Origin of the sequence: Kitasatospora sp. NPDC004614, from assembly GCF_042873675.1 — a bacterium.
In the GTDB taxonomy this organism is placed as follows: Bacteria; Actinomycetota; Actinomycetes; order Streptomycetales; family Streptomycetaceae; genus Kitasatospora.
In genome coordinates, this window is the sequence record NZ_JBIALR010000007.1 from 117,859 (window position 1) to 131,015 (window position 13,157).

The 13,157-nt window shown below is 73.0% G+C and carries 13 protein-coding genes; 4 read left to right on the forward strand and 9 right to left on the reverse strand.

Going from position 1 to position 13,157, the window contains the following annotated elements; all coding sequences use genetic code 11:
* Positions 1-134 precede the first annotated feature (134 nt).
* Both ACFYST_RS17555 and ACFYST_RS17560 read left to right on the forward strand, forming a co-directional pair.
* Positions 135-1,568 (forward strand): dihydrolipoyl dehydrogenase family protein, encoded by a 1,434-nt coding sequence (locus ACFYST_RS17555; protein ID WP_387642559.1) that lies wholly within the window; start codon positions 135-137, stop codon positions 1,566-1,568.
* Between the two features lie 249 nt (positions 1,569-1,817).
* Entirely contained in the window at positions 1,818-2,840 is a 1,023-nt protein-coding gene (locus tag ACFYST_RS17560; RefSeq protein ID WP_387863240.1) for an LLM class flavin-dependent oxidoreductase, read from the forward strand.
* 57 nt (positions 2,841-2,897) lie between these two features.
* Here ACFYST_RS17560 and ACFYST_RS17565 read toward each other — a convergent pair whose 3' ends face one another.
* Genes ACFYST_RS17565 through ACFYST_RS17575 form a run of 3 tightly spaced genes read right to left on the reverse strand, consistent with a single transcriptional unit; the run spans position 2,898 to position 4,853 of the window.
* Entirely contained in the window at positions 2,898-3,557 is a 660-nt protein-coding gene (locus tag ACFYST_RS17565) for an ABC-2 transporter permease (RefSeq protein WP_387863243.1), read from the reverse strand.
* A complete protein-coding gene (locus ACFYST_RS17570; protein WP_387642549.1) occupies positions 3,554-4,432 on the reverse strand; it encodes an ABC transporter ATP-binding protein in 879 nt (292 codons plus the stop codon). Before ACFYST_RS17570 ends, ACFYST_RS17565 begins: the two co-directional genes overlap by 4 nt.
* Positions 4,422-4,853 (reverse strand): GntR family transcriptional regulator, encoded by a 432-nt coding sequence (locus ACFYST_RS17575; RefSeq protein WP_387863245.1) that lies wholly within the window; start codon positions 4,851-4,853, stop codon positions 4,422-4,424. Before ACFYST_RS17575 ends, ACFYST_RS17570 begins: the two co-directional genes overlap by 11 nt.
* Positions 4,854-4,974: 121 nt before the next feature.
* Between ACFYST_RS17575 and ACFYST_RS17580 the strand changes: the two genes are divergently transcribed.
* On the forward strand, positions 4,975-5,520 hold the full coding sequence (locus tag ACFYST_RS17580) for a hypothetical protein (RefSeq protein WP_387863248.1): 546 nt from the start codon (positions 4,975-4,977) through the stop codon (positions 5,518-5,520).
* Here the strand turns inward: ACFYST_RS17580 and ACFYST_RS17585 are convergent.
* From ACFYST_RS17585 to ACFYST_RS17610, 6 genes are all read right to left on the reverse strand, one after another.
* Entirely contained in the window at positions 5,483-5,878 is a 396-nt protein-coding gene (locus tag ACFYST_RS17585) for a hypothetical protein (protein WP_387863250.1), read from the reverse strand. The two genes, ACFYST_RS17580 and ACFYST_RS17585, sit on opposite strands and share 38 nt — an antisense overlap.
* Before the next feature lie 60 nt (positions 5,879-5,938).
* Positions 5,939-6,964, reverse strand: a complete 1,026-nt coding sequence (locus tag ACFYST_RS17590) for a LacI family DNA-binding transcriptional regulator (RefSeq protein WP_387863558.1) — start codon at positions 6,962-6,964, stop codon at positions 5,939-5,941.
* Between the two features lie 314 nt (positions 6,965-7,278).
* Entirely contained in the window at positions 7,279-8,115 is an 837-nt protein-coding gene (locus ACFYST_RS17595) for a hypothetical protein (RefSeq protein ID WP_387863253.1), read from the reverse strand.
* A 130-nt stretch (positions 8,116-8,245) separates the two neighbouring features.
* The gene (locus tag ACFYST_RS17600) at positions 8,246-9,082 is read right to left on the reverse strand and encodes a hypothetical protein (RefSeq protein WP_387863254.1); all 837 of its coding nucleotides are present in this window, start codon (positions 9,080-9,082) and stop codon (positions 8,246-8,248) included.
* 117 nt (positions 9,083-9,199) lie between these two features.
* A complete protein-coding gene (locus ACFYST_RS17605) occupies positions 9,200-10,048 on the reverse strand; it encodes a hypothetical protein (RefSeq protein WP_387863256.1) in 849 nt (282 codons plus the stop codon).
* A gap of 168 nt (positions 10,049-10,216) precedes the next feature.
* Positions 10,217-11,281: a TerD family protein gene (locus ACFYST_RS17610; RefSeq protein ID WP_387863259.1), complete on the reverse strand. Its 1,065-nt coding sequence runs from the start codon at positions 11,279-11,281 to the stop codon at positions 10,217-10,219.
* Between the two features lie 202 nt (positions 11,282-11,483).
* Between ACFYST_RS17610 and ACFYST_RS17615 the strand changes: the two genes are divergently transcribed.
* Positions 11,484-13,157, forward strand: a complete 1,674-nt coding sequence (locus ACFYST_RS17615; RefSeq protein WP_387863261.1) for a PP2C family protein-serine/threonine phosphatase — start codon at positions 11,484-11,486, stop codon at positions 13,155-13,157.

A 13,157-nucleotide genomic window follows, 5' to 3' on the forward strand; every position in this document is an offset into this window, starting at 1 on the left:
CTTGGCCACGTTGGCCACGTTGGCCATGTTGGCGCCGTCGCGCAAAGCTCGTGGTGTACGAATGGGCTTACGGTGCGTCGTCGGACGCCCCGGACCATGAGACACGGACGACGAAGGCGGGAGGGCGGCTGCTGATGGGTACGGACGGCGACAGCTACGACCTGGTGGTGCTCGGAGCGGGACCGACGGGCGAGAACCTGGCGGATCGGGCGCGGGCCGGTGGGCTGAGCGTGGCGATCGTCGAGAGTGAACTCGTCGGCGGGGAATGCTCGTACTGGGCGTGCATGCCCAGCAAGGCGCTGCTGCGCCCGGCCGCCGCGCTCGCGGACGCCCGACGGCTGGCCGGGACGCGGGAGGCCGTCGGCGGGGAGCTCGACGCGGGGGCGGTGCTGAAGCGGCGCGACGACTTCGCCTCGCACTGGCACGACGACGGGCAGGTCGCCTGGTTGACCTCCGTCGGCATCGACCTGGTCCGCGGCCACGGCCGGCTGGACGGCGAGCGGCGCGTCACCGTCGAGACCCCCGAGGGCGGTTCGCGCACCCTCACCGCGCGCCATGCCGTCGCCGTCTGCACCGGGACGAGGGCCGCGCTGCCGAAGCTTCCCGGGCTGGCCGAGGCCAAGGTGTGGACCAGCCGGGAGGCCACCTCCGCGAGCAGCGTGCCCGGACGGCTCGCGGTGGTCGGCGGCGGTGTCGTCGCGGTCGAAATGGCCACCGCCTGGCGGGCGTTGGGCAGCGAGGTCACGCTGCTGGTGCGCGGCAGCAGGCTGCTCGACCGGACCGAGGACTTCGCCGGACAGCTGGTCTCCGACGGGCTGCGGGAGGCCGGGGTGGACGTCCGGCTCGGCGTCTCCACCACCGCCGTGCACCGCGCCGAGGACGGCACGCTCACCCTCGACCTCTCCGACGGCACCCGACTCTCCGCCGACGAAGCCCTGTTCGCCACCGGACGCGTCCCCAACACCGGCGACCTCGGCCTGGACACCGTCGGCCTCACCCCCGGCCACTGGATCACCACCGACGACACCGGCCTGGCCACCGACGTCCCCGGCGGCTGGCTGTACGCCGCCGGCGACGTCAACCACCGCGCCCTGCTCACCCACCAGGGCAAGTACCAGGGCCGGATCTTCGGCCAGGTGATCGCCGACCGCGCCGCCGACCGCCCCCTCGACCTCGCGCCCTGGGGCCGCAGCGTCGCCACCGCCGACCACACCGCCGTCCCGCAGGTCGTCTTCACCGACCCCGAGGTCGCCGCCGTCGGACTGTCCTGGCGCCAGGCCGAGGACGCGGGCCTGCGGGTGCGCGCCGTCGACTACGAACTCGGCAACGTGGCCGGCGCCTCGCTGTACGCCGACGGCTACCGGGGCCGCGCCCGCGCCGTCGTCGACCTCGACAAGGAAACCCTGGTCGGCATCACCTTCGTCGGCCCCGGCGTCGCCGAACTCCTGCACTCCGCGACCATCGCCATCGCCGGCGAAGTCCCGCTCGCCCGGCTCTGGCACGCCGTCCCCGCCTACCCGACGATCAGCGAGGTGTGGCTGCGCCTGCTGGAGACGTACCGGGGCTGAGCCTCAGAGGCGGAACGAACCGGGGCTGAGCCTCAGGGGCGGAACGAACCGGGGCTGAGGCCGGAACGGTCGGACGCGGCGGGCGAGGTGACGGGAGGATTTCGCGCCATTGCGGTGGCGCGACGTCCCGTCACAATCGCCCGCCGCCCCGTTGATCGCGCCGCCCTTGGTGTGTGAGCGTGGCGGGAGCGGGACGGGCGGCCGTGCGGGGCCGTCGCCGCGCGCGGAGGGAACCCCAGGAGGAACCCGGTGCCCACCCCCGACCGGCCACTGCGTTCGCTGGGTTTCCTGACCATCGGACTGTTCGACGAACACCGGCCCGCCGAGGGCCACGAAGCCACCCTTCGGCTGATCGAACTCGGCGAACAACTCGGCTTCGACAGCGCCTGGTTGCGCCACCGGCACCTCCAGTACGGCATCTCCTCGCCGCTCACCGTGCTCGCCGCCGCCACCCAGCGCACCCGCCGGATCGCCCTCGGCACCGCCGTCACCCCGCTCGGCTGGGAGAACCCGCTGCGGTACGCCGAGGACCTGGCGACCGCCGACGTGCTGTCCGGGGGACGGCTCAACCCCGGTGTCAGCGTCGGCATCCCCGCGCACTACGAGGACGTGAAGGACGCGCTGTACCCCGACTCCGCCGAGCGGGAGGACTTCGGCTACGGCCGGGTCGAACGGCTGCTCGGCCTGCTGCGCGGCGACGCGGCAAGCGCTTTCCGCGGCACCGAGGGCATCGAGTCGTACTCGGAACGCGTCCAGCCGCACGTCCCCGGACTGGCCGGGCGGGTCTGGTACGGCGGCGGCAGCCTGCGCTCCGCCCGCTGGGCCGGGCAGCACGGACTGAACCTGCTCACCAGCAGCGTGGTGAAGGCCGAGGAGAGCGCGGATTTCACCGCCAACCAGCTCGCCCAGATCCGCGCCTTCCGGGCCGAACACCCCGACGGCGAACGGGCCCGGGTCTCGCAGGGCCTGGTGGTGATCCCCACCGACAGCGCCACGCCCGCCCAGCGCGCCAAGTACCGCGCGTACGCGGCCTCCCGGCACGCCCGCACCCTCGCTCCGCAGGGTCCCGGCGGGCTGCTGTTCGCCCCCGACCTGGTCGGCGGCTCCGAACAGCTCGCCGAACTGCTGTACGCGCACGCCGCGTTCCGCGAGGTGGACGAGGTGGCGTTCGCGCTGCCGTTCACCTTCGAGCCCGAGGACTACACGCAGATCCTCACCGACCTCGCCACCCGCCTCGGCCCGCTGCTCGGCTGGAAGCCCACTGCCAACTGACCGTGTGGGTCCGCGCGGTACCGAACCAGCCTGGTGGAAAGGTGAGTTGGCCGTCCGTCAGCCCGATCCACGTGGCAGCGGCGACAGGCGCCGGGGCCGAGTCCGGGGCCGGGGTTCGGGCAGGCGGATGGCCAGCAGCGCGGAGAGCGCCACGGCGGCGAGGCCGGCCGGCCAGAGCAGGGGCAGCCAGGGGCGGACGGATTCGAGCGTCAGGTGCAGCCGGACCACGGCCGTCATCACCAGCACCAGCGGGAGGGTGGTGGCCAGCACGCTCACCCGCGCGTAGCCGAAGCGGATCAGCAGCGGGAACTGGATCGCGATGTTGACGGCGAACAGCGCCCAGCACAGCGTCAGCACCATCAGCACGTCGTGCGTGCCGAGCGGCGTGCCCCCGGTGCGGGCGATCAGGACGGCCGCCGCCGTGCCCGCGCCGACGGTGGCGACGAACCCGGCCAGCGCCCAGACGTAGTGCCCCAGCAGCACGGTGCGGCGCGGCACCGGCAGCACCGCGTACAGCGTCGCCAGCCCCGACCGGTCGGCCACCACGAACGGGTGGACGGCGATCAGCGGGGCCAGCAGGACGGCCAGCACCGGCAGCAGCCGGGCCGGCTGGTGGGCCAGCACCAGGACCATCACGCCGAACACCAGCAGCCCCTGGGTGCGGTACGGCGCGACCGTGCGCAGGTGCAGCACGGTCACCCGGGCCAGGGCGGTCATCGCGTCACCCCGCCGGTCCGCGCCGGGGCGCCGATGTGGACGGCGATCTGCTCCAGGGTGGGCGCCTCCACCAGCACGTCGCGGCCGAGCAGGTCGGCCTCCTCGGTGTGCACCAGCGCCTCGGCGCCGGTCGCCGTCCGGCGGGGGCCGATCAGTTCGACGCCGATCAGGCCGGTCAGGTCGTCCGGCCCGCCGCGTACCACCCGGTACGCGTCCAGGATCTCGTCTTTAGTCCCTGCACGGATGATCTGGCCGCCGTGAATGATCGTCAAATGATCGCCGATCCGGTCAAGATCGGTCGTGATGTGCGTGGAGAAGAGCACGCTGTGTCCTTCGTCGAGCAGAAACTCTCCGATGATGCCGACGAGTTCGTCCCGGGCGACCGGGTCCAGCCCGCTGGTCGGCTCGTCCAGCACCAACAGCCGCGCCCGGTGTGACAGCGCGACGGCGATCATCAGCTTCATCGACATGCCGCGCGACAGGTCCTTGACCTTCGCCCGCGGGTCGAGGCCGAACTCGTCCAGTAAGTGCCGCCAGCGGTCGCCGTCCCAGCGCTGGTAGAACGGGCGCAGCGTGCGCTCGACCTCGGCGAGCCGCCACTCGCCCACCAGGTAGGAGTGGTCGAGCACCACCCCGACGTCCTGCCGCAACTCGACCGGCCCCGGCGCCCGGTGGCCGAGCAGCTCGATCTCGCCGCCGTCGATCCCGCGCATGCCCAGCAGGCAGCGGATGGTGGTGGTCTTGCCGGCGCCGTTCGCGCCGATCAGCCCCATCACGTACCCGGTCGGCAGCTCGAAACTCACGTCGCGCAGCGCGAATTCGGGGCCAGCGGTGGCGTGCACTCCGCGCAGGGCGAAAGCGAGGTCACTTGGCATCGGCCACCTCCCTCGACCCTTCGTGCGCGTCCCTCGACCCTTCGTGCGCGTGCTCCGGCTCGGCCTCGATCAGTCCGTCGAGCATCCGGATCACGTCCTCCCGTTCGAGCCCAGCCCGCCCCGCCGCGTCCAGCGCCGCCTGCAACCCGTCCTCCACCTGCCGCAGCAACTGCTCCCGAACCAGCGCCGAATCCAGCGGCAGCACGAACGCGCCCTTGCCGGGGACGGTGGTGATGAACCCGTCCGCCGACAGCTCCGCATAGGCCCGGCCGGTGGTGATGATGCTTATCCGCAAGTCGCGTGCCAGCGCCCGGACGGACGGCAGTGCGGTGCCCTCGGTGAGTTCCCCCGAGAGGATGGCGAGCCCGATCTGGTCCTTGATCTGCTGATACAGCGGGACCCCGGAACTGTTCGACAACACCACGCGCACGGTGGCGCCCCCTTCGCCTCGTCTCATACTGTTCATGGACACTATAGACAGTCAGGACAGTATGAGTGGAAGGGAGTTCGTCACATCCGCCGCCGTCGGGCAGCATGGCGGGATGCCGGATCTGCTGTGGGACGACGTCAGGGAGTTCTTCGACCCCGACCTGATGGGTGCGCTGCCCGACGTGTCCGTGCCGGGCGCCTCGGTGGCGGACTGGCAGGCGCTGTTCGACCTGGTCGGAACGGCGGGATGGACGTGGGAGTACATGGTGGGCGGCGTCGCCGAGCAACTTCCGCGCGCCGCCGAGGTATTGGCGCGGCCCGCCGATGCGGAGACGGTCGAGCTGCGGGTGCGGCCGGTCCCCGGCGTGCTGGCGATCTTCCGGCTGCTGTCCGACGAGGAGATCGACTTCGACGTCGACCTGCGCGAGTTGCAGGGCCAGACCGGAGTCGACCACCTGTGCCACCTGCTGCGCACGATCGGCCGCCGACTCGGCAAAGCGGTGCAGCTGGCCGCCGAAGGCGACTACGGGCACCCGGTGTTGGGCTTCGACCCGGCGGCGGACCGGGTGGTGCTGCTGGCGGATCCGCCTTCCAGTAGCTGCCCATTTCGTCGCGGGCCGGTCAGTTGTTGCCTGCGGTATCCGGAGGGGGCGGCGTGAGGTCGGCCGGCGGCTTCCTGGTGAACATGAACTCCTCCAGGACCGCCACGAGTTGGGGCCGACTCCGGGTGCTCCAGCTACCGAGGTAGGTGTGCACACCGGCCGGAACACCCTTCCGCTTGAACCCGGCCAGGACAAGGAAGTCGACCTCGTAGCGCCCCTCCGGATCCCCCTCCGGCTCCCAGCGTGCGTCGAAGCACAGCCCGCCGCGAACCAGGTGACCACTCACCAGCACCGACCCGTAGAGCCACTCCATGGTCTCCGGTGAAGGGTCCACGGCGTAGAGGCTGTTCATGTCGATCACCCAGCCGGGCGCCACCCGCAACGGCTGCAACCCCCGCCACGTCTCGCTCGTCACCGTCCCACCTCCGCACGCGTATTGGCCTCGGCCGCCCATGATCGCAGGTTCGCGGCGGGCTCAGCAGGACTGGCGGACCACCAGGTGGGTGGGCAGGACGACGGAGCGGGACGGGGACGGGTCGCGGAGGAGTTCGACGGCCCGGGCGCCGAGGTCCTCGACGGGCTGGCGGACGGTGGTCAGTCCGGGGCGGGCGGTGGCGGCGGCGGGGGAGTCGTCGAAGCCGACCACGGCGACGTCGTCCGGGACGCGGCGGCCCAGCCGGCGCAGCGCGCGCAGGGCGCCCACCGCCATCGCGTCGGAGGCGGCGAACACGGCGTCCACGTCCGGGAATTGACCGAGCAGCCGGAGCATCGCGTGCTCGCCGGACCGGGATCCGAAGTCGCCGTACGCGACGGCGCAGCGGGCCTGGTCGGCGTGGTCGAGCAGGGCGCGGCGGTAGCCGGCCAGGCGGTCCGCGCCCGCCGCGGTGTCGGGTGGCCCGGCGATGGTGGCGATCCGGCGGCGACCGGCCCGGTGCAGCAGGCGGACGGCGGCGCGGGCGCCGCGCAGGTTGTCGGCGTCCACGTGCGCCAGGCGCTGCGACTGCGGCGGCCGCCCCAGCGCGACCACCGGCACGCCCGCCGCCTGCAACAGCCCCGGCAGCGCGGGATCGCCCCACCGCCCGACCAGCAGCACCCCGTCCACATGCCCGCCGCACAGGTACCGCACCAGCGACGGCCTGGCCGGCCCCGGGCCCGCCATGAGCACGGCCAACTCCCGTTCGGGCGCGACGCGTTGAGCCCCCGCGAGGAGCCGCACCGGGAACGGATCGGCATGGAACCGCAGCACGTCCGCGAACGCGACCACGGCGATCGCACCCGTGCCCCGCGCGCTCGCGGTGGGCGCCCGGTGGCGGACGTACCGCAGCTCGAGGGCGGCGGACTCGACCCGGGCGGCGACCTGCGCCGAGACCGGCGCGGACCGGTTCAGCACCCGGGACGCGGTGGCGCTGGACACCCCCGCGTGCGCCGCGACCTGAGCGAGCGTCGGCCCGGGCGGCGGACCGCACGGATCAGGCCGACCTGGAGTCGGGAGCGGTCCAATGCCGCCGGAGTGGGGGAGCGGGTGAAGTGGCAACGCGGCCGCCCTTCCTGGCACGGAACGGGGTATGCCGTGGCCACCCGCCCGGGGCCGCCGGTGTCCGCACCGTAGGTGCTGGTCGGTGCACCGTCAAGAGCCTGCGCAGCATCGACGCCGGGGCCGGCGGAGGAGGTGGCCGAACCCCGGGCCCGGTGCGGCTCGCGCAGGCCAACTCCCTCCCCGTCACTTCGGGGCAATTGCCCAGGGCCTGCCCCGGCGCCACGGAGCGAGGTCTGTGACGCCGGGGCGGCCGGGGACGCCGGGCCGGACGGCTCCGGCTACCAGTTGCCCCAGGTGCCGGTGCTCCAGCGGACGGTGCCGTCGCTGCCGTAGAGCACGAAGTTGCCGTCGTCCTGCACCTTCGCGCGGTCACCGGACCGGCCCTGGATCGGGAGCTCCCACGTCTTGCCGGCCTGGACGCTGGAGAGGAACAGGGCCGGGTTGCTCGTCGATCCCCAGACGTGCGCGTAGTTGTCCGGGTGGCCCTGGGAACCGCTGGCCCACAGTACGGCGCCGTCGCGCTTGCGGTAGAGCACCAGGTTCCCGTCGAGCTGCATGATCAGCCAGACCGAGTTCGACTCGAGCCAGCTGCCGGACCACAGCGTGGTGCGGCCTGAGTCGAGCGTGTCGCCCGGGGCGCCGCCGGGTGTCTGGGTGAGTCCGGTATGGGTGTCCCACCGCAACCCCTGACCGGAGACTGCCAGCCAGCCGTTCCACAGATAGGCCTCAGAGCCCGGGTGGCCCCAGGTCCCGCTGCTCCACAGGCCACCGCCGGCGTCCGGGCCGCCCTGGCGGTAGACGACGAAGTTTCCGTCGGGCTGCATGTGGGCGTACGCGCCCGGGTTGCCGTAGGTGCCGCTGGCCCACAGCACCGGGCCGCGGTGGCCGGTGTCGCTGTCCAGGTAGAGCACCAGGTTGCCGTCCGACTGCATGACCAGCTCGGACTGGCCATTGATCATGCTCTGCCCCGGCATGAGCTTCTGGCCGCTCAGGAGCCTCGTGCTCTCCGAAGCCGGCGGCGTCGTCGCCGTGGCGGTGACGGCGGGCGCCGCGAAGGTGATGACGGCGGCGCCGAGCAGGGCCGCGGTGGCGCGCTTGAAGACGTTCTTCCGCATGGGTGCGGAACCCCCCTTGTTCCTTGCGCCCACGGTTCACGTGGGCGCAAGATTCATACACCGTGAACTCCTCGGCCCGCCACGCAATTTATCGATCTTGCGCGGCGCCACCCCGGGGCGGGACGGCGGGCTACCAGTTGCCCCAGGTGCCGGTGCTCCAGCGGGCGGTGCCGTCGCTGCCGTAGAGCACGAAGTTGCCGTCGTCCTGCACCTTCGCGCGGTCACCGGGCCGGTTCGCGATCGGGAGGGACCAGATGGTGCCGACGCTGGGGTCGATGATCCCCAGCGCACCGGCGTCCGGCGCGCCCGCGAGCCTCAGGAACGTGCCCGGACGGCCGCTGGTCCCGGAGGCCCACAGCACGGCGCCGTCGCGCTTGCGGTAGAGCACCGCGTTTCCGTCGAGCTGCATGATCAGCCAGACCGAGTTCGACTCGATCCAGGTGCCGGACGGAAGAGCAGGGCGCTGTGCGTCGAGCGTGTCGTTCGCGGTGCCGGGGGCCGGGGAGTATCCGGTGTGGGTCTGCCAGTACACCTGCTGACCGGAGACCGCCAGCCAGCCGTTCAGCAGATGGGCGGTCGCGTCCGGGTGGCCCCAGGACCCGGTGCTCCACAGGGCGCCGCCGGTGTCCGGGCCGCCGTTCTGGCGGTAGACCACGAAGTTGCCGTCGGGCTGCATGTAGGCGTACGCGCCCGGGTTGCCGTAGGTGCCGCTGGCCCACAGCACCGGGCCGCGGTGGCCGGTGTCGCTGTCCAGGTAGAGCACCAGGTTGCCGTCCGACTGCATCACCAGCTCGGACGCGCCGCTGATCATGCTCTGACCCGTCGCGAGCTTCTGACCGCTCAGCAGGTCCGTGCTCCGGGTGGCCGGCGGCGTCGTCGCCGTGGCGGTGACGGCGGGCGCCGCGAGGGCGATGACGGCGGCGCCGAGCAGGGCCGCGGTGGCGCGCTTGAAGACGTTCTTCCGCATAGGTGCGGAACCCCCCTTGTCCGTGGGCCCACGATTCTGTGGGCGCACGATTCATACAACCTGAACTGCGCCTCCCGGCAAGCGATTTGTCGATTTTATGCGGGGAAGGCCGACCGGCTACCAGTTGCCCCAGGTGCCGGTGCTCCACCGGGCGGTGCCGTCGCTGCCGTAGAGCACGAAGTTGCCGTCGTCCTGCACCTTCGCGTAGTCGCCGGGTCGGCCCTTGAGCGGGATCGACCAGAGCCGCGAGGACCCGGTGTCGAGTTCGAAGACCTGCAGCGCATTCTCGTCTGCCGAACCGCTGGCGGTCGCGTATGTGTACTTGCCCAAATGGCCGTAGGTTCCGGTGGACCACAGCGCGGCGCCGTCGCGCTTGCGGTAGAGCACCAGGTTTCCGTCGGCCTGCATGACCAGCCAGACCGAGTTCGATTCGATCCAGCGGTGGCCGTCCAGAGTCGAGGGCAGCGGGCCGAACCTGTCGTTCGCGCCACCGGCCTCCGGGCCGAATCTGAGGAGGGTCTGCCAGTAGCCGCCCGGACCGCCGAGCCCCAGCTCGCCGTTCAGTAGGGAGATGACCGCGTCCGGGTGCCCCCACGTCCCGGTGCTCCACAGGGCGCCGCCGGAGTCCGGGCCGCCGTTCTGGCGGTAGACCACGAAGTTGCCGTCGGGCTGCATGTAGGCGTACGCGCCGGGGTTGCCGTAGGTGCCGCTGGCCCACAGCGCCGGGCCGTGGCGGCCGGAGTCGTTGTTCAGGTAGAGCACCAGGTTGCCGTCCGGCTGCATCAGCAGCTCGGTCTCGCCGCTGATGATGCTCTGCCCTGGCATGAGCGTGTGACCGCTCGGCAGGTTTGTGGCCTGGGTGGCCGGTGGTGTTGTCGCCGTGGCGGTGACGGCGGGAGCCGCGAACGTGATGGCGGTGGCGCCGAGCAGGGCCGCGGTGGCGCGCTTGAAGACGTTCCTCCGCATGGGTGCGGAACCCCCCATTGTTCGTAGGCTCGCGATTTACCTGGGCGCACGATTCATACACCCTGAACTGTTCGGTCCGGCAAGCGATTTGTCGACGCCGGGTGGCGCAGACGCGACTGCGCCCCGGCCGGGGGACGGTGGCCGGGGCGCAGCAGGAAGAGGGCGGGGTCAGTCCTCGTAGTAGTTGTTCACCACGACGTCGGGGCCGTCGTCGTCGAACGCCTCGGCCAGCAGGACGCCGCCGACCACGCCGGCCGCGCCCGCACCGATCAGGGCGCCGGTGCCGAAGCGACGACCCTGGGGCTGCTCGGGCGGGTAGCCGCCCTGCTGGGGGAGCGCGGGCTGGGTGGCGGCGGGGTAGCCCTGCTGCGGGTATCCGGCGGCGGGGGCGGTGTAGTACGGCGGCGGGGTGGTCTGGACGCGCTGGGCGCAGGCGCCGCAGGCCTGGATCTGACGCGGGACGCCCCACTGCGGGGACCACAGGACGGCCGTGCTGCCGGGGCCGTGCGCGGGGTCGAAGAAGCACGTCACCGGGGAGCCTCCGGAGGTCTCGGGAAACGTGGGAACCGCCACCGCCACGGTGGGCGTCGGAACCGGCGCGGGCGCGGCGGCAGGCATCGGCGGAGCCGCCGGAGCCGCAGGAACCGCAGGAACCGCCGGAACCGCCGGAGCCGCCGGGGCGAGGACCGCGACGCCGAAGTCGGTGGCGATGCCGGCCAGGCCGGAGGCGTAACCCTGGCCGATGGCGCGGAACTTCCAGCCGCCGCCGTTCCGGTAGAGCTCGCCGAAGACGACGGCGGTCTCGGTGGTCACCTCGGGGCCGAGCTCGTAGCGGGCCAGTTCGGTGCCCGCCGCGTCCGCCACGCGGACGTACGCGCCGCGCACCGAGCCGAACGCCTGCCGGCGCTCGTCGGCGTCGTAGATCGCCACCGTGAAGACGATCCGCTGCACCCGTTCCTCGACCGAGGTCAGGTCGATGCTCAGGCGTTCGCGGTCGGTGCCGTCGCCGGGGTCGCCGAGGTGCGTGACGGCGCCGTCGGGGCTGGTGAGGTTGTTGAAGAAGACGAAGTGCTGGTCGGAGAGTGCCTTCCCGTCGGCGTCGCACAGCAGCGCGTTCGCGTCCAGGTCGTACGCGCCGGCGGCCTCCCACCCGAGGCCGACCAGGACGGTCGTCGGGCCCTTGCCGTCCCGGAGCACGGGAACGTTTGCGCCCTTGGCCAAGGCCGTTGACATGCGGGTCCTCCACTCGAACCGAAGATCGTTCCGTGCCGACAACGCCCCGCCTGAGCTGGGGGTTCCCGGGCCCGCGGAAGGGTGGTGACGTAGTGTCGATCCGGCAGCCGGCGGGGGCTCACCCGTCCGGGCCGGTGCGGTCGCCGGGCGACGGGGCGGGCCGGAACAGTGACAGGGAACGCCGAGCGGAGAGGGGCGGGGGTTGGACGGGCGAGCCGGGCAGGCCGACTGGGGCGAGGCGCTGCGCCGCACCGTCCGCCGGCTGCGCGAGGAGCACCCGGGCCGCTCGCCGGAGCTCGCGCCCGGCCCGCCGCCGATCGTCCCCGACGCCGCGCTCGACCCGGACCTGGCCCGCCCGCCGGAGCAGGACCTGTACCGCCTGCTGGACGCCGTCCCGCAGGCGGCCGTGCTCGCCGAACCCGTCCGGGACGGCGACGGCGCGGTGCTGGACCTGGCCGTGGTGATCGCCAACGAGGCCGTCGTCCGGCACCCGCACCACCCCGAGCAACTGTCAGGGCCCTTTGCCGCTGGGCACGGCGTGTCGCTGCGGGAGGCGTACCCGGGGCTGTGGACGGAGCAGGTCGCGGACGCCGTCGAGGAGGTGCTGCGCACCGGGCACGCCGCCCGCGCCCTGCCGGTGCGCTGGGACGGCGCGGGCCCGGACGGCACCGCCCGCAGCCGCCGGGAGCGGCTCACCGTGCACCGCCTCGGCCGCCGCCTGCTGCTGCTGTGGACCGACGACCGGACCGAGCAGGCGGCCCGGGCCGCGCAGCGGATCGCCCGGGTCGGCTGGGCCGAGTGGAGCCTGCGCGACGGGCGGCTCGACATCTCGCCCGGCCTGGCCGTGCTGCTCGGCCGCACCCCGGACACCGCGACGCTGAGCGTCCCCGAGGTGCTGGCCCGGGTCACCGAGACCGCCCGCCCCGCGCTGTACCGCGCCCTGGACAAGCTGCTCACCACCGGCGCCGACATCGACGTGCTGACCGAGCTGTACGGCATCGGCCGCCCCCGCCGGATCCGGCTGGTGGCCGAGGTGGTCCGCGACGAGGACGGCCCGATCGAGGGCCTGCGGGCCGTCCTGCAGGACGTCACCGAGCTGTACGAGAGCCAGCGCCGGCTGCGCGAGCAGCAGGAGGAGACCGAGCGCCAGGCCCGCCGCGCCGACGCCGAGCACACCGTCGTCAAGCGCCTGCAGGACGCGCTGCAGCCGCGCTCCGCGACCCTGGTCGGCCTCGGCGTCACCACCGCCGTCGCCTACCGCCCGGCCGAGGGCCCGGTCGGCGGCGACTGGTTCAAGGTCCGTCAACTCCCGGACGGCCGCGCCCTGTTGGCCGTCGGCGACGCCCGGGGTCACGGGCTGGACGCGGTCGCGCTGATGTCCATGCTGCGGCACGCGCTGGCCGGGCTGGCGTTCACCGGCGCGCTCGTGGAGTCGCTCGGCGGCTGGCTCAACCGGATCGCCAGCGACGACAGCGACGAGTCCACCGCCACGGCGATCGTCTCCCGCTACTACCCCGACCGGCACCTGCTGCGCTGGATCTGCGCCGGCCACCCGCCACCGGTCCTGCTGCGCGGCGGCCGCGCCACCCTGCTGCCCGCCGAGGTCGGCCCGCCGTTCGGCGTGCTGCCGACCGTCGGCTACCGGGCCGTCGAGACGCTCGTCCGGCCCGGCGACACCGTGCTGCTCTACACCGACGGCCTGATCGAACGACGCGACCAGGACATCGACGTCCGCCTCGCCGCCCTCTGCGCGGCCGTCGAGGCACACGCCGCCGAACCCGAGCTCCAGGACCTGGTGGACGCCGTGGTCCGCGACATGTCCGGCCCGCTCTCGGAGGACGACGCGACGCTGCTGGCGTTCCGCTTCGACCGCTGA

Excerpts from the sequence above, each read along its gene's own strand:
- ACFYST_RS17595 (WP_387863253.1), bottom strand. The coding sequence starts at position 8,115 with ATGCGGAAGAACGTCTTCAAGCGCGCCACCGCGGCCCTGCTCGGCGCC.
- ACFYST_RS17580 (WP_387863248.1), top strand. The coding sequence starts at position 4,975 with ATGCCGGATCTGCTGTGGGACGACGTCAGGGAGTTCTTCGACCCCGAC.
- ACFYST_RS17555 (WP_387642559.1), top strand. The coding sequence starts at position 135 with ATGGGTACGGACGGCGACAGCTACGACCTGGTGGTGCTCGGAGCGGGA.
- ACFYST_RS17605 (WP_387863256.1), bottom strand. The coding sequence starts at position 10,048 with ATGCGGAGGAACGTCTTCAAGCGCGCCACCGCGGCCCTGCTCGGCGCC.
- ACFYST_RS17610 (WP_387863259.1), bottom strand. The coding sequence starts at position 11,281 with ATGTCAACGGCCTTGGCCAAGGGCGCAAACGTTCCCGTGCTCCGGGAC.
- ACFYST_RS17565 (WP_387863243.1), bottom strand. The coding sequence starts at position 3,557 with ATGACCGCCCTGGCCCGGGTGACCGTGCTGCACCTGCGCACGGTCGCG.
- ACFYST_RS17600 (WP_387863254.1), bottom strand. The coding sequence starts at position 9,082 with ATGCGGAAGAACGTCTTCAAGCGCGCCACCGCGGCCCTGCTCGGCGCC.
- ACFYST_RS17570 (WP_387642549.1), bottom strand. The coding sequence starts at position 4,432 with ATGCCAAGTGACCTCGCTTTCGCCCTGCGCGGAGTGCACGCCACCGCT.